This window comes from Marinobacter sp. G11 (genome assembly GCF_021282325.1).
Lineage (GTDB): Bacteria > Pseudomonadota > Gammaproteobacteria > Pseudomonadales > Oleiphilaceae > Marinobacter > Marinobacter vinifirmus.
The window spans coordinates 92808-118428 of sequence record NZ_JAJSPB010000001.1 but is presented as its reverse complement, the minus strand read 5'-3'; the positions used below and the strand labels follow the sequence as shown (position 1 = coordinate 118428).

The 25621-nt window shown below is 59.9% G+C and carries 24 protein-coding genes; 20 read left to right on the top strand and 4 right to left on the bottom strand.

The annotated features are described in order from the left end of the window. Positions 1-54 precede the first annotated feature (54 nt). The 12 genes from rpsP (at position 55) to ung (ending at position 12283) form a co-directional block, all read left to right on the top strand. Positions 55-294, top strand: a complete 240-nt coding sequence (gene rpsP, locus LWH94_RS00540; RefSeq protein ID WP_058340306.1) for a 30S ribosomal protein S16 — start codon at positions 55-57, stop codon at positions 292-294. Positions 295-323: 29 nt separating this feature from the next. Continuing rightward, entirely contained in the window at positions 324-851 is a 528-nt protein-coding gene (gene rimM, locus LWH94_RS00535) for a ribosome maturation factor RimM (RefSeq protein WP_022988901.1), read from the top strand. Between the two features lie 3 nt (positions 852-854). Next, positions 855-1613, top strand: coding sequence for a tRNA (guanosine(37)-N1)-methyltransferase TrmD (gene trmD / locus LWH94_RS00530; RefSeq protein WP_058340305.1), 759 nt, complete (start codon positions 855-857; stop codon positions 1611-1613). Between the two features lie 25 nt (positions 1614-1638). Continuing rightward, positions 1639-1995 carry a 50S ribosomal protein L19 gene (gene rplS / locus LWH94_RS00525; protein ID WP_022988899.1) on the top strand — a complete coding sequence of 119 codons (357 nt, stop codon included), beginning with the start codon at positions 1639-1641 and terminating at the stop codon, positions 1993-1995. A 99-nt stretch (positions 1996-2094) separates the two neighbouring features. After that, on the top strand, positions 2095-3006 hold the full coding sequence (gene xerD / locus LWH94_RS00520) for a site-specific tyrosine recombinase XerD (protein WP_022988898.1): 912 nt from the start codon (positions 2095-2097) through the stop codon (positions 3004-3006). Between the two features lie 127 nt (positions 3007-3133). Then, the gene (locus tag LWH94_RS00515; RefSeq protein WP_232900767.1) at positions 3134-3868 is read left to right on the top strand and encodes a DsbC family protein; all 735 of its coding nucleotides are present in this window, start codon (positions 3134-3136) and stop codon (positions 3866-3868) included. A gap of 145 nt (positions 3869-4013) precedes the next feature. After that, positions 4014-5315: a homoserine dehydrogenase gene (locus tag LWH94_RS00510; RefSeq protein ID WP_058340303.1), complete on the top strand. Its 1302-nt coding sequence runs from the start codon at positions 4014-4016 to the stop codon at positions 5313-5315. A gap of 11 nt (positions 5316-5326) precedes the next feature. Next, a complete protein-coding gene (gene thrC / locus LWH94_RS00505) occupies positions 5327-6727 on the top strand; it encodes a threonine synthase (protein ID WP_232900766.1) in 1401 nt (466 codons plus the stop codon). Positions 6728-6733: 6 nt separating this feature from the next. Next, the gene (gene recJ / locus LWH94_RS00500; RefSeq protein WP_232900763.1) at positions 6734-8467 is read left to right on the top strand and encodes a single-stranded-DNA-specific exonuclease RecJ; all 1734 of its coding nucleotides are present in this window, start codon (positions 6734-6736) and stop codon (positions 8465-8467) included. A 394-nt stretch (positions 8468-8861) separates the two neighbouring features. After that, positions 8862-9957 (top strand): peptide chain release factor 2 gene (prfB, locus tag LWH94_RS00495; protein ID WP_199456295.1). Its coding sequence is split into 2 segments (ribosomal slippage): positions 8862-8933 and positions 8935-9957, totalling 1095 coding nucleotides; the frame shifts between segments, so codons are not numbered across the junction. A 51-nt stretch (positions 9958-10008) separates the two neighbouring features. Further along, on the top strand, positions 10009-11544 hold the full coding sequence (gene lysS, locus LWH94_RS00490) for a lysine--tRNA ligase (protein WP_232900761.1): 1536 nt from the start codon (positions 10009-10011) through the stop codon (positions 11542-11544). Between the two features lie 4 nt (positions 11545-11548). Then, positions 11549-12283: a uracil-DNA glycosylase gene (ung, locus tag LWH94_RS00485; protein ID WP_232900759.1), complete on the top strand. Its 735-nt coding sequence runs from the start codon at positions 11549-11551 to the stop codon at positions 12281-12283. Here ung and ygfZ read toward each other — a convergent pair whose 3' ends face one another. The 4 genes from ygfZ to nadB are packed head-to-tail and all read right to left on the bottom strand — an operon-like array spanning position 12284 to position 15638. After that, entirely contained in the window at positions 12284-13249 is a 966-nt protein-coding gene (gene ygfZ / locus LWH94_RS00480) for a CAF17-like 4Fe-4S cluster assembly/insertion protein YgfZ (RefSeq protein WP_232900758.1), read from the bottom strand. A gap of 30 nt (positions 13250-13279) precedes the next feature. Continuing rightward, positions 13280-13738: a hypothetical protein gene (locus tag LWH94_RS00475; RefSeq protein ID WP_232900756.1), complete on the bottom strand. Its 459-nt coding sequence runs from the start codon at positions 13736-13738 to the stop codon at positions 13280-13282. Then, positions 13722-13994, bottom strand: coding sequence for an FAD assembly factor SdhE (locus LWH94_RS00470; RefSeq protein ID WP_058340296.1), 273 nt, complete (start codon positions 13992-13994; stop codon positions 13722-13724). Before LWH94_RS00470 ends, LWH94_RS00475 begins: the two co-directional genes overlap by 17 nt. A 36-nt stretch (positions 13995-14030) precedes the next feature. Next, entirely contained in the window at positions 14031-15638 is a 1608-nt protein-coding gene (gene nadB, locus LWH94_RS00465) for an L-aspartate oxidase (protein ID WP_232900755.1), read from the bottom strand. 94 nt (positions 15639-15732) lie between these two features. Between nadB and rpoE the strand changes: the two genes are divergently transcribed. From rpoE to lepB, 8 genes are all read left to right on the top strand, one after another. Further along, on the top strand, positions 15733-16422 hold the full coding sequence (gene rpoE, locus LWH94_RS00460; RefSeq protein ID WP_036219391.1) for an RNA polymerase sigma factor RpoE: 690 nt from the start codon (positions 15733-15735) through the stop codon (positions 16420-16422). A gap of 15 nt (positions 16423-16437) precedes the next feature. Continuing rightward, positions 16438-16995, top strand: coding sequence for a sigma-E factor negative regulatory protein (locus LWH94_RS00455; RefSeq protein ID WP_232900753.1), 558 nt, complete (start codon positions 16438-16440; stop codon positions 16993-16995). Positions 16996-17011: 16 nt separating this feature from the next. Beyond that, the gene (locus LWH94_RS00450; RefSeq protein ID WP_442914953.1) at positions 17012-18043 is read left to right on the top strand and encodes a MucB/RseB C-terminal domain-containing protein; all 1032 of its coding nucleotides are present in this window, start codon (positions 17012-17014) and stop codon (positions 18041-18043) included. Further along, entirely contained in the window at positions 18040-18489 is a 450-nt protein-coding gene (locus LWH94_RS00445) for a SoxR reducing system RseC family protein (protein WP_058340294.1), read from the top strand. The genes LWH94_RS00450 and LWH94_RS00445 overlap by 4 nt, the downstream gene beginning before the upstream one ends. 156 nt (positions 18490-18645) lie before the next feature. Beyond that, entirely contained in the window at positions 18646-20049 is a 1404-nt protein-coding gene (locus tag LWH94_RS00440) for a DegQ family serine endoprotease (RefSeq protein ID WP_232900913.1), read from the top strand. Between the two features lie 119 nt (positions 20050-20168). Next, positions 20169-22895: a bifunctional diguanylate cyclase/phosphodiesterase gene (locus tag LWH94_RS00435; RefSeq protein ID WP_232900751.1), complete on the top strand. Its 2727-nt coding sequence runs from the start codon at positions 20169-20171 to the stop codon at positions 22893-22895. A 104-nt stretch (positions 22896-22999) separates the two neighbouring features. After that, positions 23000-24802 (top strand): translation elongation factor 4, encoded by a 1803-nt coding sequence (gene lepA, locus LWH94_RS00430; RefSeq protein WP_094624780.1) that lies wholly within the window; start codon positions 23000-23002, stop codon positions 24800-24802. A 15-nt stretch (positions 24803-24817) separates the two neighbouring features. Beyond that, the gene (lepB, locus tag LWH94_RS00425) at positions 24818-25597 is read left to right on the top strand and encodes a signal peptidase I (protein ID WP_232900749.1); all 780 of its coding nucleotides are present in this window, start codon (positions 24818-24820) and stop codon (positions 25595-25597) included. Positions 25598-25621 lie beyond the last annotated feature (24 nt).

Sequence of the window (25621 nt, the reverse complement as noted above, 5' to 3'; positions counted from 1 at the left end):
CGGCATGACGTGAATCGTACAAAGTTCGTACAACAGAACAGGATATTGGTCGAAATGGTAACAATCCGTTTGGCTCGTGGCGGCTCCAAGAAGCGCCCGTTCTACCATCTGACAGTCACTGACAGCCGTAACTCCCGTGACGGCCGTTTCATTGAGCGTGTTGGTTTCTTCAACCCGGTTGCCCGCGGTCAGGAAGAGCGTCTGCGCGTTGACCGTGATCGCGTTGAGTTCTGGCTGGGCCAGGGTGCTCAAACCAGCGATCGCGTTGCCCAGCTGCTCAAGACTGCTGAGTAATTGCAATCTGATACCGGGGTTTGACAGGCATGGCACAGCATCCACAGGAAACTGTGATCGGCCGGATCACCTCGGTGTTCGGGGTCAAGGGTTGGCTTAAGGTCTTCTCTTATACAGATCCCAAAGAAGGAATACTGAACTACCGCGACTGGACCCTGGTTCTGGACGGCAAGCGTATTCCTGCAAAGCTTGAGGAGGGTCGCCGCCAAGGGCAGGGGATCGTCGTCAGGCTTAAAGGTATTGATGATCGTGAGCTGGCCCGCAGTTATGGCGGTGCCGAGATCCGGGTTCCGACCGAGTTGCTGCCGGAGCTTCCCGAAGGGGAGTTCTACTGGCATCAGCTGGAAGGCCTGGAAGTGTTCACGGTTGACGGTGAGTGCCTGGGTAAGGTGCATCACCTGCTGGAAACAGGCTCCAACGATGTCCTGGTGGTGCACGCGACAGCGGGCTCCATTGACCAGCGCGAACGGCTCATTCCCTATCTGCCGGATCAGGTAGTTCAGGGGGTGGATCTTGAAAGCTCGCGTATGGTGGTGGACTGGGATCCGGAGTTCTGACGGGTGTGGATTGGCGCAGTCAGTCTGTTTCCCGACATGTTTTCTGCGGTGACAGATTACGGGATTACCGGCAGGGCAGTTCGTGAAGGTCTTTTGACCTTTAACAGCTGGAACCCCCGGGACTTCACGCATGATCGTCACCGTACTGTGGATGACCGGCCTTATGGCGGCGGCCCCGGGATGCTGATGAAAATCCAGCCCCTGCGGGATGCTATCCATGCGGCCCGGACATCGGCACCCGGCAAGGCCTGTGTGGTCTATCTTTCGCCCCAGGGTGAAAGGCTGGATCAGTCGGTAGTGGAGTCTCTCGCTGCCGAACAACAGCTGATTCTCGTTGCCGGTCGTTATGAGGGCGTTGATGAACGCCTGATATCGGCGGAAGTCGACCGGGAAGTGTCCCTGGGTGATTTTGTGCTCTCAGGTGGCGAACTGGCGGCGATGGCTGTGATTGATGCGGTAACACGCCTCATCCCCGGAGCGCTGGGTCATGCGCAGTCAGCAGAGCAGGACTCCTTTGCTGACGGTTTGCTGGATTGTCCGCACTACACCCGGCCCGAGGTATACGAAGGTCAGGCGGTGCCGGAAGTTCTTTTGGGCGGTCACCATGAACAGATCCGGCGTTGGCGATTGAAAGAATCGTTGAGGCGAACCCGGGAGCGACGCCCCGACCTGCTGGAACAGCGGGTGCTTACGGAAGAAGAGCGTCAGCTTCTGGATGAAATTTTGAACGAACCGGGTGCCTCTGAATCATCAGGGCATTGAAAGATTGGGTATCAGGAGCATTACGATGAGCGGCAAGAACAACATCATCAGTCAACTTGAAGCAGAACAGATGACCAAGGAAATCCCTGCGTTCGCGCCGGGTGATACCGTGGTTGTACAGGTTCGCGTAACTGAAGGTAACCGTGAGCGTCTGCAGGCGTTCGAAGGCGTTGTTATCGGCAAGCGCAACCGTGGCATGAACTCTTCCTTCACTGTTCGTAAGATCTCTTACGGCGTGGGTGTTGAGCGTACTTTCCAGACTTTCTCCAAGCTGATTGACAGCGTAAGCGTGAAGCGTCGTGGTGACGTGCGTCAGGCCAAGCTGTACTACTTGCGCGACCTGTCTGGTAAGGCAGCTCGTATCAAGGAAAAGCTTAACTGAGTTTGGCCTTCCGGCCAGCCAGTTTGAAAAAAGCAGCCTCAAGAGGCTGCTTTTTTTGTGCTTTAATGCTGCCCAGACAGACATTAATGAGGTAATACCTTGCCGCGGCCGGATGACGAGCAGCTGATCAGCCAATTCTCGGATGCCATATGGCTCGAGGATGGTCTGGGTGAGAAAACCCGCCAGGCCTATGCCAGTGACCTGGCCCGGCTTTCCGGATGGCTGGAGCAACAGCCCGGAGCGCCCAGCTTGCGGTCCGCTAAAAGGACCGATCTTCTGGCCTGGATGTCCCGTGGGCTGGCGGAGGGCCTAAAAACCAGTACGGCAGCCCGGCGGCTTTCCGGTATCCGGCGTTTTTACCGGTATTTACTGCGGGAAGGTCTCATCGCCGAAGATCCTACCTTGCGAATCGACAGCCCGAAGTTGCCCCGGCGTTTGCCGGATACCCTTACTGAAGCCGATGTCGAGGCGCTGCTGACTGAGCCGGATCCGGAAATACCGCTGGAGTTGCGGGACCGGGCCATGCTGGAAATCCTGTATGGTTGTGGGCTGCGGGTGTCGGAGCTCACCGGGCTGACCGTAGACCGGGTCAACCTGCGCCAGGGCGTAGTGCGCATCAGTGGTAAAGGCGGGAAAGACCGGTTAGTGCCGCTGGGGGAAGAGGCTATCGACTGGCTGCTGAGCTATATGAAGGAAGCCCGGCCGGAATTGCTCAAGGGTAAGAGCAGTGATGCCTTGTTCCCCGGGAACCGGGCCAGTGCCATGACCCGCCAGACCTTCTGGTACCGGATCAAGCACTACGCGGTGCGTGCCGGTATCCGCAAGCACCTGTCGCCCCACACCCTGCGCCACGCCTTTGCCACCCATTTGCTCAACCATGGTGCAGATTTACGGGTAGTGCAGATGTTGCTCGGGCATTCTGACCTTTCGACCACCCAGATCTACACCCATGTGGCCCGTCAACGGCTGCAGGATTTGCACCAGGCCCACCATCCCCGTGGTGGTGACTGATCTCGGGGTGAACTTTTGCCGGGGCGCCCTGTCGCAAGGTTCGGGAATGATGCCGGTAGTTGCGTACGAAGGCCCCGGGCAAGCAAAATGCCTGAATCTATTAACCGGAAAAGGTAGTTTCTGACCCATGAATCTTAAAATTGCGGCCGCGGTAACCGGCCTGATGATGTCCTTGGTGGCAGTGCCCGCCGTGTTGGCCGGTGAAACCGAAGACGCCATCGCCAAGCGGCTGACTGATGCGGTGCCGGGCCTGAAGATCAGTTCCGTGCAGAAGTCCGAAGCGGAAGGCCTGTACGAAGTGCTGAGCAGCAACGGCGACACCATTTATACCACGGCCGATGGCGCCTACCTGTTCACCGGCGACCTGCTCAAGATTACCGATACCGGTATTGCCAACGTAACCGAAGAGTCCCGGGCGACCAGTCGTCAGCAGCAGATGGCAGCCTTCGGTAAGGAAGGGTTGATCTCATACCCTGCCGATGGCAAAGAAAAAGCGGTTATCGACGTCTTTACCGATATCGACTGTCCGTACTGCCGCAAGCTGCATGACGAAGTTCCCCAGCTCAACAGCTATGGCATTACCGTCAACTATTACGCCTTCCCTCGATCCGGCCCCGGCACAGCGTCGTTCCGCAAATATGAGTCGGTATGGTGTTCGGACGACCAGCAGGCGGCCATGGATGCTGCCAAGGGTGGCAAAAACGTACCTCAGCAGAGCTGCGATAACCCGGTTGCAGACCAGTACCGCCTGGGTGGCCAGGTCGGTGTAACCGGTACCCCGGCAATTCTGCTGGAAGATGGCAACATGATTCGCGGCTATGTGCCGGCCAGGAACCTGGCCGAAGGTCTGGGTCTGCTCTGACCCGTTATCGGAGCCGCAGCGCGGCTCCGGACTTCCTGTGTGACTTGTGACCGATTCAGGGCTTATTCAGCGGGCCCTGAACCGGTATACTATCCGGCCTTATTGCAATCCATCAGCACCCCGCATCGGGATCAGAGGTGAGAGCTTGAAAGACGTAAATGTCGGAATCTGCGGATTGGGAACCGTTGGCGGCGGTACATTCAATGTCCTGAAACGCAATGCAGCGATTATTGCCGGCCGTGCAGGCTGCAACATCCGTGTTGTCCGGGTAGCCAGTCGCCGCAGCCGGGATGACCTGGCGCTGGGCGATGTGCCCTTCAGTACCGACATTTTTGATGTGGTGAATGATCCCGCCGTTGATATTGTGGTTGAGCTGATTGGCGGCTATGACGCCGCAAAGGAGCTGGTACTGGCCGCTATTGCCAACGGCAAGCATGTGGTAACCGCCAACAAGGCGCTGATTGCCGTTCATGGCAACGAGATTTTCGAAGCCGCCGAAAAGGCCGGTGTGGTTGTTGCCTACGAAGCTGGCGTGGCCGGCGGTATTCCTGTCATCAAGGCCGTGCGCGAAGGCCTGGCGGCCAACCGCATCGACACCATTGCCGGCATTATCAATGGCACCGGTAACTACATCCTGACCGAAATGCGCGCCGGACGGCCCTTTGAAGAGGTGCTGAAAGAAGCGCAGGCGCTGGGTTACGCGGAAGCTGATCCGACCTTTGATGTGGAAGGCATCGACGCCGCCCACAAACTGACCATCCTGGCCGCGTCCGGTTTTGGTGTGCCCCTGCAATTCGACAAGGCTTTCACCGAAGGCATTTCTGCGCTGACCCCGAACGATATTGCCCACGCTGAACTGCTGGGTTACCGGGTAAAGCACTTGGGTATTGCCCGCCGCCGTGAAGACGGCATCGAGCTGCGTGTGCATCCGACCCTTGTGCCCAAGAGCCACCTGATTGCCCAGGTAGACGGTGTTCTGAACGCTGTTCTGGTGGATGGCGATGCGGTCGGCCAGACCATGTATTACGGCCCCGGTGCCGGTGACGAAGCCACGGCCTCTGCGGTGATTGCCGATGTGGTCGACGTTGCCCGTGCGGTAGCCAGCAACAGCCAGCAGCGAGTGCCTTATCTGGGCTTCAGCCCGGATGCACTGGAAGACCTGCCGGTATTGCCGATGGAAGATGTTCAGTCTGCCTACTATCTGCGCATCCAGGCCTTTGACCACCCGGGCGTGCTGGCCAAGGTGGCGTCGATTCTGAGTGAGCATGGCATCAACATCGAATCCATCATGCAGAAAGAATCCGAATTCAAGGATGGCCGTATTCCGGTCATCATCCTGACCCACACGGTTCAGGAGCGCCAGATGAACCTGGCCATCGAGGAAATGGAAGCCCTGGCCGACGTTGACGGCAAGGTTGTCCGCATCCGCGCTGAAAACTTTAACTGACAGGTACGCACGTGAGATACATCAGTACACGGGGTGAAGCTCCCGCTCTGGGCTTTGAAGACGTTCTTCTGACCGGACTGGCCACCGATGGCGGCCTGTATGTGCCGGAATCCCTTCCGCACTTCAGCCTGGAAGAAATCCGAAGCTGGCGTGGCCTGCCGTATGCCGAACTGGCCTACAAGGTCATGTATCCGTTCGTGGAAGATGCCATTCCGGCCGATGACTTCCGCAAGATGCTGGACGAAACCTACAGCGTGTTCACGCACCAGGCCGTCGCGCCGCTGGTACAGCTGGATACCAACGAGTGGGTGATGGAACTGTTCCGTGGCCCCACGCTGGCGTTCAAGGACTTCGCCCTGCAGCTTCTGGGTCGCCTGCTCGACTATGTTCTGGAAAAGCGTAACCAGCACGTGGTGATCATGGGGGCTACCTCCGGTGATACCGGCTCGGCTGCTATTGAAGGCTGCCGTCGCTGCGAGCACGTGGATATCTTCATCCTGCATCCGCACCAGCGGGTGTCTGAAGTACAGCGCCGCCAGATGACCACGGTGCAGGGTGATAACATCCACAATATCGCAGTCAAAGGCAACTTCGACGACTGCCAGCGCATGGTGAAGGATAGCTTCGGCAACCAGTCCTTCCTGGGCGGCAAAACCCAGCTGGCGGCGGTGAACTCCATCAACTGGGCGCGGATCATGGCCCAGATCGTGTACTACTTCCAGGCATCCCTGGCCCTGGGTGGCCCGGACCGCAGCATGGCGTTCTCGGTGCCCACCGGTAACTTCGGCGATATCTTTGCGGGCTACCTGGCCAAAAAAATGGGCCTGCCCATCAGCCAGCTGGTGATTGCCACCAACCGCAACGACATCCTGCATCGCTTCATGAGCGGTAACAAGTATGAGCAGCACCAGCTGGAGCATACCCTGTCGCCGAGCATGGATATCATGGTGTCCAGCAACTTCGAGCGCCTGTTGTTTGACCTGCACGGTCGTGATGGCGCTGCCGTGAAAGACCTGCTGGAGCGTGCCGCCAAGGGCCCGGTCAGTATCGAAGACTATCGCTGGAAGCACGCCCGCAAACTGTTCGACAGCGACGCGGTAGACGACAAGACCACCTGCGACACCATCCGGGAAATCTACGAGCAGAACGAATACCTGCTGGACCCGCACACCGCCATTGGCGTGCGTGCCGCCCGCAACTGCCGTCGTGACAGTGCCGTGCCCATGATCACCCTGGGTACCGCCCACCCGGCCAAGTTCCCGGACGCCATCGCCGAATCCGGCCTGAGCGTGAAGCCCGAGCTGCCGGCCCACATGGCCGACCTGTTCGAGCGGGAAGAGCGTTATACCGTTCTGGACAACAATGTGTCCGAGGTGCAGGGCTTTATTGCCAAGCATTGGAAGAACGCCTGATCCGGCATGACTCCTAAAAAGATCCTGCGTCGCCCCCAGCCGTCCGATGTGGCGGGCTGGGGGCAAAACCTGCCCCCCATCCTTCGCCGCCTGTACGCCGCCCGCGGTGTGCACTCCGACGACCAGCTCCAGTACACCCTGAAACACCTGGCTTCACCCCTGCAGCTTCGCGGCATTGATCGCGCGGTTGAACTGCTGGCCGAGGCTATTGTGCAAAAACAGCGGGTGATGGTGCTGGGGGACTTCGATGCCGATGGCGCCACCAGTACTTCTGTAGCCATGCTCGGCCTGTCTATGCTGGGCGTGGCAGCCATCGACTTCCGGGTACCCAGCCGCTTCTCTGATGGTTACGGCCTGACGCCGGGCATCATCCATCGCTTGCAGGAAGAAGGCGATTTGCCCGACTTGCTGGTGACCGTGGATAACGGCATCTCCGCCATCGAAGGTGTGCGTGCCGCCCGGGAGCTGGGTATCAAAGTGGTCATCACCGACCACCACCTGGCCGGTGACGAACTGCCAGACGCCGATGCCATCGTGAACCCCAACCAGCCCGGCTGCCCTTTTCTGAGCAAGAATGCCGCCGGCGTGGGTGTGATGTTCTATGTGCTGACAGCCCTGCGCAAACACCTGCGAGACAACAACCTGCTGCCGGACCCGGAGCCCAACCTGGGCAGCCTGCTGGACCTGGTCGCACTGGGAACCGTGGCCGACGTCGTGCCGCTGGACCACAACAACCGGATTTTCGTGGAGCAGGGCATCCGTCGCATCCGCAAGGGCGAAGCCAGACCGGGCATCCTGGCCCTGCTGGAAGTCGCTGGCCGCGACTACACCGAAATCAGCGCTACCGACCTCGGCTTTGTGGTTGGCCCACGCCTGAACGCCGCCGGCCGGCTGGACGATATGAGCATCGGCATCGGCTGCCTGCTCGCCGACAGCCGCGACGAAGCCCTGCGCCTGGCCCGGGAACTGGACAACTTCAACCGCGAACGCCGCAGCATCGAAAAAGACATGAAAGCCCAGGCCCAGGACCTGTTGGCCTCCATGTCCCTCGACATCGAAGGCCTGCCCTGGGGCCTGGCCCTGTTCGACCAGGACTGGCACCAGGGCGTAATCGGCATCCTGGCCGCCCGAATCCGCGAACAAACCCATCGGCCGACCATCGCCTTCGCGCCCGACGACGACGGCGAACACCTCAAAGGCTCCGCCCGCTCCATCCCGGGCCTTCACATCCGCGACGCCCTGGCCGTGGTCGACGCGAAGAACCCGGGCCTGATGAAAAAATACGGCGGCCACGCCATGGCCGCCGGCATGACCATCGCCCGGGACGACCTGGAACGTTTCAGCAACGCCTTCGACCAGGCCGTGCGCGATACCCTGAAACCGGAAGACCTTGAGGCGGCCATCACCACCGACGGCCCCCTGGCCCCGGAAGAACTGAACCTGGACACCGCCTACCTGCTGAAACGCGCCGGCCCCTGGGGCCAGCATTTTCCGGAGCCGGTATTTGACGGCGAATTCCGGGTGGTGAGCCAGCGGATTGTCGGCGAGAACCATTTGAAGCTGGTGCTGCAGCCGGTTGAAGGCGGGGGCATTATCGATGGCATCGCCTTCAACACCGGGCCGGAAGTGCCGGACTTTACCCGGAGTGGCGCGCGGGTGGTTTATAAGCCGGATGCTAATACGTTTCGGGGGCGGACTAATTTGCAGCTTTTGGTGGATTATCTGGAGCCTTTGGGGTGATTTTTTTGGCCACTAAATCCGCGAAAGGACACGAAAAAATAAGGGGTTAAAAGATAAGGATTTTTTGCCACGGAAGACACGGAAAAACACGGAAAGATAAAACGGCAAATACGTAGCCGCAGACTCCCCGAAACATGTCTGGGCGCAGGGTGGGTGGGAACCTTTCCGGGAGTATCGAAACATGGATGTTTTCGTTAAGCGTACATGGACGTATTCACAGCGTCTCCCGGAAAGGTTCCCGCCCACCCTGTGCTTGCACCAGAGCCGAAGCCTCAGGGCCGGGCTCGGAACTCAGATACTCCGTACTTTCCGCTTGCTGATTTACCCCGCAAATTCCGGTAGAATCCGCCCTCTGTTTTTATCGCATCATTTTTCCAAAGCGAGACAAGGTTTCATGGAAATTAATCCCATAGTGACGAAGATCAAAGAGCTTCGCGAGCGCACTGAAGCGCTGAGGGGGTATCTTTGACTACGATCAGCGCAGTGAACGCCTGACCGAAGTCGAACGCGAACTCGAACAACCCACCGTCTGGGACGATCCCGAGCGTGCCCAGAACCTGGGTAAAGAGCGCTCTGATCTTGAACTGATCGTCAAAACCATCGACAACCTCACCAACGGCCTGGCCGATGCAGAAAGCCTGCTGGATATGGCCGTGGAAGAGGATGACGAAGGTACCGTCCAGGAAATCGAAGCCGATCTCGAAGGCCTCGATAAAGAACTCGAGAAACTCGAATTCCGCCGCATGTTCTCCGGCGAAATGGACGCCAACAACGCCTACCTGGACATCCAGGCCGGCTCCGGCGGCACCGAAGCCCAGGACTGGGGCAATATGCTGCTGCGCATGTACCTGCGCTGGGCCGAGCGTCGCGGATTCAAATCCGAGATCGTTGAACTGCAGGAAGGTGAAGTGGCGGGCATCAAGAGTGCCACCATTCACATCCAGGGCGACTACGCCTACGGTTGGTTGCGCACTGAAACCGGCGTACACCGCCTGGTGCGTAAATCCCCGTTTGATTCCGGCAACCGTCGCCACACCTCTTTCTCTTCGGTATTTGTATCGCCGGAAGTGGACGACAGCTTCGAAATCGAGATCAACCCGGCGGATCTGCGGGTGGACGTTTACCGTGCCTCCGGTGCCGGTGGCCAGCACGTTAACCGGACCGAATCCGCGGTGCGACTGACCCACAACCCGACCGGGATTGTGGTGGCCTGCCAGGCCGGCCGAAGCCAGCACCAGAACAAAGACCAGGCCATGAAGCAGCTCAAGGCCAAGCTCTTTGAGCTGGAAATGCAGAAGCGCAACGAAGAGAAACAGAAAGCCGAAGACTCCAAGTCTGACATCGGCTGGGGCAGCCAGATCCGCTCCTACGTGCTGGATGACAGCCGTATCAAGGACCTGCGCACCAAGGTGGAAACCAGCAACACCCAGTCGGTGTTGGATGGTGACATCGACAAGTTTATTGAAGCCAGTCTGAAGATGGCGCTGTAACCAGCGCCATTCACCCACACCCGGACAATCCCGACTTCTTAGTGAGCCAACATGACTGAACACACCCAGAACGCTGCACAGCCCGAGGACAACAAGCTGATTGCCGAGCGCCGCGCCAAACTGGCAAACATGCGCGAGCAGGGCAATCCGTTCCCGAACGACTTCCGTCGCGATGCCACCGCTGCCGAGCTGCAGGAAAAATACGGTGACAAATCCAAGGAAGAGCTGGAGTCCCTGGGCATCAAGGTGGCCATTGCCGGCCGCATGATGCTCGACCGCAAGGCGTTCAAGGTGGTTCAGGACATGACCGGCCGCATCCAGATCTATGCCTCCAAGGATGTCCAGAAGGACACCAAGCACTGGGATATGGGCGACATCGTGGGCGTGCGCGGTACCCTGTCGAAGTCTGGCAAGGGCGACCTGTACGTCACCATGGAAGACTACGTGCTGCTCACCAAGTCTCTGCGCCCGCTACCGGAGAAGCACAAGGGCCTGACCGACACCGAAGCCCGCTACCGTCACCGGTATGTGGACCTGATGGTGAACGAAGACAGCCGCCGCGTGTTCCATGCCCGGTCGAAGATCATCAACACCATGCGCCAGTACTTCACCGACCGTGACTTCATGGAGGTGGAAACCCCCATGCTGCAGGTGATCCCCGGTGGCGCCACGGCCCGTCCGTTTGTGACCCATCACAACGCCCTGGGTATCGACATGTATCTGCGGATTGCCCCTGAGCTGTTCCTCAAGCGCCTGGTCGTGGGCGGTTTCGAGCGGGTGTTCGAGATCAACCGTAACTTCCGTAACGAAGGGCTGTCGACCCGGCACAACCCCGAGTTCACCATGGTCGAGTTCTACCAGGCCTACGCCGATTACAACGACCTGATGGACCTGACCGAAGACATGCTGCGCACCATCGCGCAGAAAGTGCTGGGCACCACCACCGTGGTGAACACCCGGGTACTGAAAGATGGCAGTGACGAAACCATCGAATACGATTTCGGCAAGCCGTTCGAGCGCCTGACCGTGGTAGACGCCATCCTGCGCTACAACCCGGACATCACCCGCGAGCAGCTGGCAGACGACGCCCAGGCCCGCGAAGTGGCGAAGAACCTGGGTATCCACGTGAAAGATATCTGGGGCCTGGGCAAGGTGCAGATCGAAATCTTCGAGGCCACCGCCGAGCATCGCCTGATGCAGCCGACGTTCATCACCGAGTACCCGAAAGAAGTGTCGCCCCTGGCACGCTGCAAGGACAGCGACCCGTTCGTAACCGAGCGCTTCGAGTTCTTCGTGGGCAGCCGCGAGATTGCCAACGGCTTCTCCGAGCTGAATGACGCCGAAGACCAGGCCGAGCGTTTCCAGGCCCAGGTGGCCGAGAAAGACGCCGGCGACGACGAAGCCATGTTCTACGATGACGACTACGTGATGGCGCTGGAATACGGCCTGCCGCCGACCGCCGGTGAAGGCATCGGTATCGATCGCCTGGCCATGCTGCTGACCGATTCGCCGTCCATCCGCGACGTTATCCTGTTCCCGGCCATGCGCCCGGAGCACAAGGCCGAGCAGAAGCCGGAAGGCGAGTAAAGCGATGCACCCTGCCGAGGCGCTGGCTCAGCAACTGAAGCCCAGTCGCGGCTGGGATGAGTGGCTGGCGGACGAGTTCCGTCAGCCTTACATGCGGCAACTGGCCGAGTTCCTGGCCGCCGAGGAACAGGCCGGAAAGGTGCTGTTTCCTCCAAGACACCTGTGTTTCAACGCCCTGAACAGCACGCCGCTGGATAAAGTGAGCGTGGTGATTCTGGGGCAGGATCCCTACCACGGCCCCGGCCAGGCCCATGGCCTGTGTTTTTCGGTCCGGCCGGATGTGCCTCCGCCACCGTCCCTGGTGAATATCTTCAAGGAAATTGAAACGGATCTTGGCCATCCCCGGCCTGATCACGGCTGCCTGCAAACCTGGGCTGGGCAGGGTGTGCTTTTGCTGAATGCGGTACTGACCGTGGAGCAGGGCAATGCCGGCGCCCATCAGGGCAATGGCTGGGAAACCTTTACCGACAAGGTGATCGAAACCATCAATCGCGAGCGCGACGATGTGGTGTTTCTGCTCTGGGGCAGCTACGCTCGCAAGAAAGGCCGGCATATCGATCGCAACCGTCACCTGGTGCTGGAAGGGCCGCATCCGTCGCCCCTGAGTGCCTACCGGGGCTTCTTCGGCTGCAGTCACTTCTCCCGGGCCAATGACTGGCTGCTCAGCCGGAACCGGCCTGCGATCGACTGGAGCCTGCCACCGAAGGCCGAATTGCTACAGCGTTACGGCAAGCAATAATCAGCTTGCCGGATCAGCTTCCCGCTCCGGTACCGGGTAGGGCAGGTCGAGCACTTCGAATTGGCACGCGTCGTTACCTTCCAGGCTCAGTGCCGACTTGTCCGCATCATGGCGCAGAACGGCCAGCAGCTCGCCCCCGTTGTCTGAGGTCATCACCGCATTGACCACATCCCCGGCCTTTTTGTCGCCTGCCAGCAGGTTGCTGTCAGCTTCAGGCGCCTGGGTGCAGCCGGTAAAGGCTAGCCTGTACAGGCTCTTCTTCAGCTGGCCGAGGAAGTGCATGCGGGCGATCACTTCCTGCCCGGTATAGCAGCCTTTCTTGAAATGCACGCCCTGCAGGTGCTGAAGGTTCAGCATTTGCGGTACGTAAGCCTCTGCGGTAGCCGGTGTCAGCCAGGGTACGCCGGCGGCAATGCTGGCGGCGTTCCAGTCGTTTATGGTCAGCTCGGGAAGCCCTTCGGGTAATTCGGCACCACCTTCCGGTAGCCACCATTCGTATCGGGGTAAAGCCCCGGCGCTGTCCTCAATGCGGATCAGGTAGCCGTTCTCTGTGGCCACTACATCGCCCGGGCTGGCCAGTTTGGCGGCGTTGTCTCCGGCAACCGTTACGGCGGCCTCCTGGCCCAGCAGGCCGATAATCCGGGCCTGCTCTACGACATCCATGCGGGTACCGCGGAACAGCATCAGGTATTTCTTCAGCTGGCCCAGGGTGGCGTCTGACAGTTCCCGGTCCAGGTCCATCAGCAGGTCCTGCTGGTCCCGCACCAGGCGGGTCAGGCAGTAGGCGCGGCCTTTTGGCGTGCTGGCTGCGGCCCGGCGTGATTGTTGGGGGGTAACGTCGTCCACGTGCTGGGAAAACTGGCCCTGAACAAACTTGTCGGTGCCCGGGCCGCTGATGCGGACCATGACCCTGTGCTCAAGCACCGCGTAGCCATGTTGGTTGGCGGTGGTGGGGCGGTTGTTCATAAAGCTCTCCGCAATGGGGTGGAAAATTCGTTAAGCCGTTGTTGGCCGGCCGGCTCTCAGCCACATCCGTAACCGGCGAAAATCGGTCTCCGGGGCGTTGGCGCCAAACAGGGAGCTGGCACCGAGAACCAGTACAAACATAGTTCTGGATGTGGTGTCTGCAGGGCGAAGTTTCAAGGCCAGGAAGGAGGCGCCGAGGCTGCTCGAACCGCAGATTCTTACAGTGCGGGTTTCCCCGTTTGCCAGCTGGCAGGTGAGGGTGTCGGCGTCAGATTGCAGGGCAACAATGGCGTCAGGGCCCTTTAACAGCCCGCAACGCCGGAACTGGCGAATAGCCATGATCCCTGCAGGCGCCAGCAGCAACAGCAGCCAAAGACTGCTGGCCGGGGCTGCGACGAGGCTGAACACCATCAGTACCAGCCAGGGCAGGGCAGCCAGTATGCCGGCCGCCCGTGAAGGGGAAAGTCTCAGTTCAATCCGGCTGGACACGGTTCAGGATGATCTCCACGATCCGCTGCAGATCCGGGTCCTGCGGCTTGCTGCGCTGCATGAACCACTCGAACATGTCGGTGTCTTCGCAGCTCAGCAGCTTGCGATAGCGCTCCTGGTCTTCCGGATCGAGATCCCGGTAGGCTTCTTCCAGAAACGGCAGCAGCAGTACATCCAGCTCGAGCATGCCCCGGCGGCTGTGCCACCACAGGCGGTGAAAGTCGGTATGGTCGTTGGATGCGTTGGTGTCAGACATAGTCGATTGCCTTGAAAACAGAATGGAATCTCCCGGTCAGGGAGACAGCGTGCGATAGGTGGTGGGTACCAGGACCGTGTCTTGCGGATCGTTCAGCATGCCCGGGTAGTCCAGTGTGTAGTGCAGGCCCCGGCTTTCCTTGCGTTGGAGGGCCGAGCAGATGATCAGGTCTGCTACGGTAACCAGGTTACGCAGCTCTATCAGGTCATTGGTTACCCGGTAATTGCTGTAGAACTCGCCGATTTCCCGGGACAGCAGATCGACCCGGTGCTTGGCCCGCTGCAATCGCTTGGTGGTGCGCACAATGCCCACGTAGTCCCACATGAAGTGGCGAAGTTCGTCCCAGTTGTGGGAGATCACAACGTCTTCATCGGAATCCCGTACCTGGCTTTCATCCCAGTCCGGTGCTGCGGGCGGTGCCGGAATATCCGATTCCCGGCGGGTGATATCGGCAGCGGCGGCGCGGCCGTACACCAGGCATTCCAGCAGGGAGTTGCTGGCCATGCGGTTGGCGCCGTGCAGGCCGGTGAAGGCTGCTTCCCCCACCACATAGAGCTGGTTGATGTCGGTGCGGGCGCGTTCGTCGCTGACAATGCCACCACAGGTGTAGTGGGCCGCAGGCACCACCGGAATAGGCTCCCTGGTGATGTCGATGCCAAAGCCCAGGCACTTCTCGTAAATGGTCGGGAAGTGGTGCTTGATGAAGTCTGCCGGTTTGTGGCTGATGTCCAGGTACAGGTGGTCTGCACCCAGGCGCTTCATTTCATGGTCGATGGCCCGGGCGACGATGTCCCGGGGCGCCAGCTCGGCGCGTTTGTCGAAACGGTCCATAAACCGGCTGCCGTCTGGCAGCTTCAGTACACCACCTTCACCGCGAACGGCTTCGGTAATCAGGAATGACTTGGCGTGCGGGTGGTACAGGCACGTAGGGTGGAACTGGTTGAATTCCATGTTGGCGACCCGGCAACCGGCCCGCCAGGCCATGGCAATACCATCGCCGGAAGCACCATCCGGGTTGGTGGTGTACCGGTAAGCCTTGGAAGAGCCGCCGGTGGCAATCACGGTAAACCGGGCCCGGAACAGTTCCACGTGGTTGTCTTCCAGGTTCAGGATGTAGGCGCCCACGCAGCGGTTGCCCGGCAAGGCCAGTTTACGGTTGGTGATTAGGTCTACCGCCACCCGGCCGGATTTCAGGTCGATATTCGGGCGCGCCGCAGCCTGGCTGGCCAGGGTGGTGGATACCGCATGGCCGGTGGCATCGGCGGCATGGATGATACGCCGGTGGCTGTGCCCGCCTTCACGGGTCAGGTGGTAGTCAGCGCCATCGTCCTGGCGGGTGAACTCCACACCGGATTCAATCAGCCACTCGATGCTTTCCTTGCTGTGCTCCACGGTAAAGCGCACGGCGTCTTCGTGGCACAGGCCACCGCCGGCGTTAAGGGTGTCCTGTATGTGGTTTTCCACCGAGTCGGTATCGTCGAGCACCGCCGCAATGCCGCCCTGGGCCCAGAGTGTGGCGCCCGAACTGATGTCGGCCTTGCTGACCACGCACACCCTGAGGTGTTCCGGCAGGTTGAGCGCTACGGTCAGGCCGGCAGCGCCGCTGCCGATAATGAGAACGTCGTATTCGTAGGACTGTGGCATTGAGTCGATGTCGCGGGCCATAATGTGGACGTGTATTGAACTAAACTTTGCGCTTGCTGTCTATTTGGCCTGAACGAACGCAGGAAAATGCCCAATGACTCAAGCAAATCTTGCCAAGGCCAGAAAGCCAGTGGCCAGCAACAGGGGACACACTGCTGTTTCGTCCATGACACCTGATAAAGACTGGAATCCCGGAGAGCAGTCCGACAGCCAGACGGACCTGCAACTGGTACGCAAGGTTCGTAATGGCGACCGTGCGGCCTTCGACCTGCTGGTGGTGAAATACCAGTCGCGCGTGGCCTCTATTATCAGCCGCTATGTCTACGACAGCCAGGAAGTCATGGATCTGGCCCAGGAAACCTTTGTCAAAGCCTACCGGGCGATTGACCGTTTCCGGGGCGACAGTGCGTTCTATACCTGGTTGTACCGGATCGCTGTTAATACCGCCAAAAACTACCTTGAAGCCCGGGGGCGCAGACCTCAGGGCTCGGCCGATGCCGCCGAAGCCGAAAACTTTGATGATGGCAGCCGCCTGCGCGACGTCGCCTCGCCAGAGCGGCTGCTGCAGCGGGAGCAATTACAGAAAGCCCTGACCGAAGCCATCGCCGGTTTGCCGGAGGAACTTCGGTCTGCGTTTCTGCTCAGAGAGTATGACGGCCTGAGCTACGAAGACATTGCCCGGATTCTGGAGTGTCCGATAGGAACCGTTCGTTCCCGGATATTCAGGGCGCGGGATGCAGTGGATCGCCAGTTGGCGCCGCTGCTGAATCATTCAGAGATATAAACGAGGTTGCACCTGATGGATGATCGTCTCAGAGAGACCCTGTCAGCGATGATGGACGACGAAGCGGATGAACTGTCGGTTCGGCGCTTGTTGTCCCATGCCAGCCAGGGCGAAGTCCGGGATCAATGGCAGCGCTGGCAGCAGGTCCGGGATCTGATGCACGAAAACCACGGCCCGGCGGAAGGCCTGGATATCGCCTCTGCTGTGCGTGAGCAGCTTGATGGCCGGAGCCGCCGCGAGGTAGCGGCCAGTGAGGTTGCCCGGTCGCCGCGCCGGCGCTGGCACATGCCGGTCGCTGCCATGGTAGTGATGGCGCTGGTGGTCGGCTTTGGTGCCGGGGCCGGCTGGGATTCCCGACCGGGTGACGTTCCCGCAGCCCTCGCCGGGCAGGGTGCGGTTGCAGCGGTTGCCTTGCCATCGGCAGTGGAAGAGGTGGCCCTGCAACGCCTGGATGAAGAACAACTGCAGCAGATGCGCCAGTATCTGCTTGAGCATGCGCAGCACAACAGCGTGGGCGCCGGGCGCGGTTCGGTAGGCTATGCCCGCCTGGTCAGTGCCAGCGGCGGTTATTGAGTTTGGAGCAGTTTCAATGATGGTTCCGGTTGGCATGAATGTCAGGTTGGTGGGTACTGCGCTGGTGACAGTTCTGGTATGGCTTTTTGCCATGCAGCCGGTAAAGGCCGACGAGTCGCCTGTTGAGCCGGACCCGGCCATGGCCTGGCTGGAGCGCATGGGCCCGGCCCTGAATATGACGTCTTATCGCGGTGTGTTTGTTTATGCCCGGGGCGACCGGGTTCACTCCATGCGCATCGCCCACCGCTACCGCAACGGCCGGGTGGAAGAACGCCTGGTGATGCAGGACGGTGGCAGCGGGGAGATTGTCCGCAAGGGCATGAATGTAGTGTGCGTGTTGCCGGATCGTGGCCGGATCAGCCTGGAAGAAGTCATTCCCTCCGGCCCGTTTGCCGAGGCCTTTACCAGCCAGCTGATGCCATTCGGGCAGTGGTATCAGCCGGAACTGATCGGTGAAGACCGGGTGGCGGGATACGATGTGGTTACCGTGGCCCTGACCGCCCGAGACAGCGATCGTTACAGCCACCGGCTGTGGCTGGAGAAAGAAACGGCTCTGCTGGTGAAAAGCCATGTGCGCAACGCTGACGGTGAGGTGCTGGAGCATTTCCAGTTCACCAACCTGGAGATAACCGGCGATATTCCCGACGAAGAGTTCGAAGTGCAGACCCGGGGCCGGGAAATTACCCGTACGCTCGACGACGCCGGCCAACCCCGGCAATCGATGATAGCGCGCATGAACGGCTGGACCCTGAACTGGCGCCCCGAGGGTTTTGAACCCGCAGCAGCGCCTCGTTCCGGCAAGGGCAAGGCAGTTGCTTTCTCTGATGGCCTGGCGGCGTTTTCGGTATTTGTTGAACCCATGGGCCGGCTGAAAATGCCCGCCGGGGCGTCCAGAATCGGTGCTACCACCGTATATATGCGTGAGGTGGCGGTAAATGAACGCGCGTTCCTGATCGCGGTGGTGGGAGAGATCCCGCCAGCCACGGCACGAAAGGTGGCCGATGGTGTGAAAATTGACGGCGCCCTTGGCCTGGTGTCTGAACGATGATCACTGAAACCGGCAAAGTGGTTGCCCTCAAGGGCGACCGGGCCTGGGTGCAGACTATCCGCACCAGCGCCTGCCAGAGTTGTTCGGCCCGCTCCGGTTGCGGCCAGCGGGCACTGGCGTCTGTATCCGGTGGGCGTGCGAACCAGATACTGGTGGCCAACACCGTGGATGCCCGGGTGGGCGATGAAGTGGTGATCGGAGTGGATGAGCAATCGGTGCTGACCGCGTCGCTGGCGGTATACGGGCTGCCCCTTGTACTGATGGTGCTGGGCAGTATCGGGGCCTATCGGTGGCTGGGGGCGACGGACCTTGTCGCGATTACCGGCGCGCTGGCGGGCCTGGCTGCGGGCTTTGTCGCAGTCAGACACTGGCAGTCCGGCTCCGGTGACCGGTTTGAACCGCGCCTTGTGAGGGTCAACCGTATCGCAACGGTGAACTGTCTCTGAGTCCTACCGTTTTTTAAGTTGAAAATCAGAGGCCTGACCCCAGAATTAACGCTGTATCACAGTCATAACAGGGGGTTGTAGATGTCGAGAACAAACACAAAAGCTGCCCGGTTGTCCCCGGCCCTGAAGCCCTGGCCGGTGCTGGGCGCACTGCTGATGTTGTCAGCACTGGTGTCGGTATTCTGGAGTCAGGACCTGGCGGCCCGCGGCTTGCCGGACTTCACCGAGCTGGTGGAGGAAAATTCCAGTGCCGTGGTCAACATAAGCACCACAACGGATCCGCAAAGCAGCGGCTCCCGCTTCCAGGGTATGCCCTTCGACGAGCGCCAGTTCGAGCAGCTGCCCCCGTTCCTGCAGGATTTCTTCCGTGGCCCCCAGTCGCCGTTTGGCGGGTCTCCCCATTCCCAGCAGCCCAGCCGTTCCATGGGCTCCGGCTTCATTGTTTCCAAAGACGGCTACGTGTTGACCAACAACCACGTGGTGGAGGGTGCAGACGAAGTGATCGTGCGCCTGAATGATCGCCGGGAGTTCAAGGCGGTTATCGTAGGCACAGATCCACGCTCTGACATGGCGGTGCTGAAAATCGACAACGGTGATGACCTGCCGGTGGTCAGTGTTGGTCGTTCTCAGGATCTCAAGGTCGGTGAGTGGGTGTTTGCCATCGGATCGCCGTTCGGGTTCGACTACACGGTAACTGCGGGCATTGTCAGCGCGCTTGGCCGCTCCCTGCCATCGGAAAACTATGTGCCGTTTATCCAGACCGATGTGGCCATCAACCCCGGCAACTCCGGCGGGCCGCTGTTCAACCTGGATGGTGAGGTTGTCGGCATCAACTCCCAGATTTACACCCGCTCCGGTGGCTTCATGGGGGTGTCGTTTGCCATTCCCATTGATGATGCCATGAGCGTATTCCGCCAGATCCGTGATGAAGGCAGTGTGGCCCGGGGCTGGCTGGGTGTGTTGATCCAGGAAGTAAACCGGGACCTGGCCGAGAGTTTTGGTCTGAAGCGCCCCCGTGGTGCCCTGATCGCTGAAGTGATGGAAGGCTCTCCGGCTGAAAGCGGTGGCCTGCAGTCCGGCGATATTGTCCTCGAGTTCAATGGCGAAGCTATCCAGCGTTCCTCAGACCTGCCGCCCATGGTGGGTCGCACTGCGGTGGGCGAGTCGGCCCGGTTGACCGTGTTGCGTGAAGGCCGGGAGATGGACCTGGATGTCGAGATCGGTCGCTTGCCGGAGGACGGTGAAACCGCAGCCAGCCCGGAAGTGGGCAGCAACGAGAACAGCGGCGCCAACCCCCTGGGGCTGGCGGTCGAGTCGCTGAATGATGAAATGGCCCGGGCAGCAGGCGTCGACGGTGGGGTGCTGGTGTCCGGAGTTGGTCAGGGCGCAGCCTACGAGGCCGGAATTCGTCCCCGGGATATCATCACCGAAATCAACCGCAAGCAGGTGCGTTCGGTTGACGAGTTCCGCAAGGTGGTCGCGGGCCTGCCGGATAACCGGGCCGTTTCGGTACGCATCGTGCGCCAGGGCCGGGCTATCTATCTGGTGATGAAGCCCTGACCTGAACGCCCGCGTTCGACAGCTCACAAAGCCCCTGACGTAGTTCACGACACGCTCAGGGGCTTTTGCTATACTTTTTCGACCGATAATAACGATGGCTATGGCACGGATCGCCGGAAATGATGACAAAAAAGGAACTCCCCCTCCGTAAGTTGCTGAAATTCCGGAACGCTTGGGTTGCCTGGGGCGTGTTCCTGGTTTCAGTCATTGCCACCATTCTGCTCTGGCAATTGTCCATCCGCCTGGTGGAAGATCGCACCGAGGCCCGCTTCCGTACCCAGTCCCTTCAGCTGAGAACTGCCATTGAAGAGCGTTTGCTCAATTACGAGCAGGTGCTGGCCGGCAGCGCCGGGCTGTTCGCTGTCAGTGGCCGCGTTACCCGAGAGCAGTGGAGCGAGTACGTCAATAAAGTGGACATCAACCGCTACTACCCGGGCATTGAGGGTATCGGGTTTGTCGAGCGCATTGGCGTGCGACAGATGGCGGATCACATCTCTTCGGTGCGGGCCCAGGGGATATACGATTACCTGGTCCGGCCGCTGGGCAAGGGGCCCTACTATTACCCCATGGTGTATCTGGAGCCGGGTACCGACAGGAACCGGCGGGCACTGGGGTACGATGCGTTCAGCGACCCGGTGCACCGGAGTGCCATGGAGCGGGCTCGGGATGCCGCAGTGCCTATGGTTACCGGCAAGGTGGTGCTGGTGCAGGAATCGGTTGATGAAGACCAGGCCGGCTTTCTCATGTATTACCCGGTTTTTCAGGGCGGTGAGGTGCCGGAAATCCGGGCCGAGCGACGCATGATGCTGGCGGGCTATGTGTTCAGTGCCTTTCGTATGAACAGTCTGTTTGACGGCATTGTCGGGCTGATCTCCCCGTTCCTGGACGTTCGCATCTACGATAACGGCGTAGTGTCCCGCGACACCCTGATGTACGGCTCCAACCTCGGTTCCCTGGAAAACGATTTCAGTTTTGAAATGAGCCAGACCGTGTCGCTCGGTGGCCGGGACTGGTTGCTCCAAACCCGCTCCACTCCAGCCTTTGATTACCTGGCCTCTGACGCGCGCCCGCCGATTGTGCTGGGCTCCGGCTTGGCCATCAGCCTGTTGCTCTGGCTGTTTGCCCTCGCCCTGATCCGTTCGCGGATGATTGCCCAGGCCAGCGCCGGCCGTTACCGGGCCATTACCGAGGGGGCCGCCAACGTAACGCTGGTCCTGGATGAAGAGGGCCATGCCCTGTACGCCAGCCCCTCCAGCAAGGATATTCTGGGCTTTGATCCGGACGCCGTTGATGAACTGGAGTTTGACCAGCTGGTGCATGCGGACGACTGGTCGGCCCTGAAGCGCGGCTTCAAGGATGCGATGGCAGAGCCGGGCAAGCAGATGCCGGTGGTGCGGGCCAGGATACGGGATGCCCAAAGCCGCTGGCGCGATATGGAAGGTACCTACACCGCCATGCTGACGGTTCCCGGGGTGAATGGCGTTGTGCTCAGCCTGCGGGACCTTACCCAGCTGAAGGCGGCCCAGTCGGAATTGCATCGCCTGGCCTTCTACGATCCGCTGACCGGGCTGGCAAACCGGCAGCTGTTCCGGGACCGGCTGGACCACGTGGTGCGCCGGTGCCGGCGCAGTGGTGAACCGGCCGCGCTGATGTTCCTGGACCTGGACGGGTTCAAGCGAATCAACGATACCCTCGGCCATGACGCCGGTGATGAACTGCTGTGCCAGGTGGCTCAATGGCTGCAGGGCTGTGTCCGGGAAGAAGATTCGGTGGCGCGGCTCGGTGGTGACGAATTTGTGGTACTGCTTTCGCGTATCAGCGATTCCGACGCTGCAGGGCGGGTCGCCGAGTCGATTCTGCGCCGGCTTTGCCAGCGTATCCGCCTGAACGAGCACGAGGTAGGGGTAACTGTCAGTATCGGGATCACCATGATTCCCGACGACAGCGAAGATGCCGGCACCCTGATGAAATACGCAGACCTCGCCATGTACCGGGCCAAGGAGGTCGGCCGCAACACCTATCAGTTCTTTACCCCGGCGATGAATATCAAGGCGGCCAGGCGGCTGTTGCAGCAGGAAGAGCTGGCAACCGCCCTGGAAGGCGACCGGTTTGTACTGCATTACCAGCCGAAACTGGACCTGGCCAGCCAGCGGGTAATCGGGGTAGAGGCCTTCCTGCGCTGGCATCATCCGGAAAAGGGATTGGTATCGGCGCAGCAGTTTATCAGCCTGGCAGAGGAAACCGGCCTGATCATCCGCCTCGGTGAGCTCGCCCTGCGCCAGGCCTGCATCCAGGTACAGGCGCTGGAGCGGGCGGGCTTTGAATCCCTGAAAATGGCGGTGAACCTCTCGGTACGGCAGCTCACAGATTCCGGTTTCCCGGATCTGATGCGCCGGGTGATTACTGAAACCGGGGTATCACCGGACCGGCTGGAGCTGGAAATGCCCGCCGAGCTGCTCAATGAAGACCCGAGACTGGTGCGGGAGTTGCTGTTGTCGTTGAGTGATCTTGGTGTGTGCCTGATCCTGGACGACTTCGGCACCGGTTCCTGCTCTCTGGCTGCCCTGCAGCAGTTACCGCTGAACGTGATCAAGATTGATCACCGGTTTATCCGGGACATTCCCTACAATGTCAGCGCTACCGACGTAGCCTCGGCCGTTATCGCCCTGGCGCACCAGCTGCACCTGACCGTTGTGGCGGAAGGGGTGGAAACCATGCAGCAGCTTAACTTCCTGAAATCCGCCGGTTGTGCCCAGGGGCAGGGTAACCTGTTCAGCTATCCGCTGGACGAAGATGCCCTGATCGGGTTCCTGATTCGCCAGTACGAGAAGCCGCTGATTTCCTGATCATGGCAATGACGGCCGGTAACCGGTAAAATCACGCCGTTCCCGGATCCCGGTAGCGGCCCCTCCGGGCTCAATCCTACGTCTTATATGAGTAATCATTGTCTGTGACTGAACTGAGCCGAATCCGTAACTTTTCCATTATTGCCCACATCGACCACGGTAAATCCACGCTGGCGGACCGCTTTATCCAGATTTGCGGTGGCCTGACGGACCGTGAAATGGCCGAACAGGTCCTGGACTCCATGGACCTCGAACGGGAACGGGGCATCACCATCAAGGCCCAGAGCGTAACGCTCAACTACACCGCCAAAGATGGTGAAACCTACAAGCTGAATTTTATCGACACCCCTGGCCACGTGGATTTTTCCTACGAGGTATCCCGCTCATTGTATGCGTGCGAAGGCGCGCTGCTGGTGGTGGATGCCGGGCAGGGGGTCGAGGCCCAGTCTGTGGCCAACTGTTACACCGCCATCGAGCAGGGGCTGGAAGTTGTTCCTGTCCTGAACAAGATGGACCTGCCGCAGGCCGAGCCCGACCGGGTAGCCGCAGAAATCGAGGACATTATCGGAATCGACGCCACTGACGCCGTGCGCTGCAGCGCTAAGAGCGGTCTGGGTGTCGAGGATGTGCTGGAAGACCTGATCAAGAAGATTCCGCCCCCCAAAGGAGATCGAAGCGCACCGCTGCAGGCGCTGATCATCGACTCCTGGTTTGATAACTACCTGGGGGTTGTGTCGCTGGTGCGGGTCACCGAAGGGGTGCTGCGCAAGGGCGACAAGATTGTCATCAAGTCCACCAAGAAAGCGTGGAACGCGGACAAGGTCGGTATTTTCAACCCGAAGCCTACCGATACCAATGTCCTGGAAGCCGGCGATGTGGGCTTCGTGGTGGCGGGTATCAAGGACATTCACGGGGCACCGGTGGGCGACACCATCGTGCACCAGAAGTTTGCTGAAGAAACCCCGATGCTGCCGGGCTTCCAGAAAGTGAAGCCGCAGGTGTATGCCGGTTTGTTCCCGGTCAGCGCCGATGATTACGACGATTTCCGGGATGCCCTGGAAAAGCTGACCCTGAACGATGCTTCGCTGTTTTTCGAGCCGGAAAACTCCGATGCCCTGGGCTTCGGCTTCCGCTGTGGCTTCCTGGGCATGTTGCACATGGAGATTATCCAGGAGCGACTGGAGCGGGAGTATGACATTGACCTCATTACCACCGCGCCCACGGTTATCTACGAAGTGGTCACCAAGCAGGGTGAGACCCTGTCGGTGGACAACCCTTCCCGGCTGCCGGATATTGGCTCCATCGAGGAAATGCGCGAGCCGATCGTAGAAGCCAATATCCTGGTGCCCCAGGAACACCTGGGTAACGTGATTGCCCTGTGCGAGGAAAAGCGCGGCGTTCAGAAGAATATGCACTTTATGTCCACCCAGGTGCAGGTCAGCTATGAGTTGCCCATGGCGGAAGTGGTGATGGATTTCTTCGATCGCATTAAGTCGGCCAGCCGGGGCTTTGCCTCACTGGATTACCACTTTGTGCGTTTCCAGACGGCCAACCTGGTGCGACTGGATGTGCTGATCAACGGCGAGCGGGTAGACGCCCTGGCCCTGATCGTTCACAAAGACCTGGCCCATCGCAAGGGCCGGCAGCTTATCGAAAAGATGAAAGAGCTGATTCCGCGGCAGATGTTCGATATCGCCATCCAGGCTGCGATTGGCACCCAGGTGGTGTCCCGGGTAACCGTTAAGGCCCTGCGCAAGAACGTAACGGCCAAGTGTTACGGTGGTGACGTCAGCCGTAAGAAGAAACTGCTTCAGAAGCAGAAGGAAGGTAAAAAACGTATGAAGCAGCTGGGCAATGTCGAGGTGCCTCAGGAAGCGTTTCTTGCCGTGTTGAAAGTCGATAACTAAAACTAAGGCGCCCGGATGGACATTGATTTTCCACTGGTACTGGTAGTTCTGACATTGGTAACCGGTGTGATCTGGCTTGCCGACAAACTGGTTTTGAAGAAGCGGCGCCTGGCCGCGGCGGGAGCAGAGGATGCCCCCGCCGAGGAAGCACCGGCCGAACCCTGGCTGGTAGATATCAGCCGGTCGTTCTTTCCGGTGCTGGCCGTGGTGCTGGTGCTGCGGTCATTCCTGGTTGAGCCGTTCCAGATTCCCTCGGGTTCCATGTTGCCCACGCTGGAAGTGGGCGACTTCATCCTGGTCAACAAGTATGCCTACGGCCTGCGCCTGCCGGTTGCCGGTACCAAGGTTGTTGAAATCGGCGATCCGGAGCGGGGCGATGTGATGGTCTTCCGTTACCCGGAAGACGGTTCCACCAACTACATCAAGCGGGTGATCGGCCTTCCGGGTGACCATATCCGCTACCGTAACAAGCAGCTGTTCATCAATAACGAGCCGGTGGCCCGGGACTTTGTGGCGCGTCTGCCGCCGATGGAGCGCTGGCGCGAGCAGCTGGGGCCGGTAGAGCATGACGTGTACCTGACCATGGGCCGCGTCAGCGGTACCGGTGAGGGCGAATGGGTGGTGCCGGAAGGGCATTACTTTGTTATGGGCGACAATCGCGACAACAGTAACGACAGCCGATTCTGGGGTACCGTGCCGGACGACCTGGTGGTGGGCAAGGCGTTTGCAATCTGGATGCACTGGCAATCGCTGACAAGTCTGCCATCTTTTGATCGAGTAGGCTCTATTGAGTAATCCATTGTTCCGGAGACAGAAAAG

Coding starts and splice junctions, on each gene's coding strand:
- nadB (WP_232900755.1), bottom strand. CDS start 15,638: ATGCCACAGTCCTACGAATACGACGTTCTCATTATCGGCAGCGGCGCT.
- ygfZ (WP_232900758.1), bottom strand. CDS start 13,249: ATGAACAACCGCCCCACCACCGCCAACCAACATGGCTACGCGGTGCTT.
- LWH94_RS00450 (WP_442914953.1), top strand. CDS start 17,012: ATGATGGTTCCGGTTGGCATGAATGTCAGGTTGGTGGGTACTGCGCTG.
- lepB (WP_232900749.1), top strand. CDS start 24,818: ATGGACATTGATTTTCCACTGGTACTGGTAGTTCTGACATTGGTAACC.
- recJ (WP_232900763.1), top strand. CDS start 6,734: ATGACTCCTAAAAAGATCCTGCGTCGCCCCCAGCCGTCCGATGTGGCG.
- ung (WP_232900759.1), top strand. CDS start 11,549: ATGCACCCTGCCGAGGCGCTGGCTCAGCAACTGAAGCCCAGTCGCGGC.
- rimM (WP_022988901.1), top strand. CDS start 324: ATGGCACAGCATCCACAGGAAACTGTGATCGGCCGGATCACCTCGGTG.
- LWH94_RS00440 (WP_232900913.1), top strand. CDS start 18,646: ATGTTGTCAGCACTGGTGTCGGTATTCTGGAGTCAGGACCTGGCGGCC.
- LWH94_RS00445 (WP_058340294.1), top strand. CDS start 18,040: ATGATCACTGAAACCGGCAAAGTGGTTGCCCTCAAGGGCGACCGGGCC.
- rpoE (WP_036219391.1), top strand. CDS start 15,733: ATGACTCAAGCAAATCTTGCCAAGGCCAGAAAGCCAGTGGCCAGCAAC.
- LWH94_RS00470 (WP_058340296.1), bottom strand. CDS start 13,994: ATGTCTGACACCAACGCATCCAACGACCATACCGACTTTCACCGCCTG.
- LWH94_RS00455 (WP_232900753.1), top strand. CDS start 16,438: ATGGATGATCGTCTCAGAGAGACCCTGTCAGCGATGATGGACGACGAA.
- LWH94_RS00435 (WP_232900751.1), top strand. CDS start 20,169: ATGATGACAAAAAAGGAACTCCCCCTCCGTAAGTTGCTGAAATTCCGG.
- LWH94_RS00515 (WP_232900767.1), top strand. CDS start 3,134: ATGAATCTTAAAATTGCGGCCGCGGTAACCGGCCTGATGATGTCCTTG.
- rplS (WP_022988899.1), top strand. CDS start 1,639: ATGAGCGGCAAGAACAACATCATCAGTCAACTTGAAGCAGAACAGATG.
- rpsP (WP_058340306.1), top strand. CDS start 55: ATGGTAACAATCCGTTTGGCTCGTGGCGGCTCCAAGAAGCGCCCGTTC.
- lysS (WP_232900761.1), top strand. CDS start 10,009: ATGACTGAACACACCCAGAACGCTGCACAGCCCGAGGACAACAAGCTG.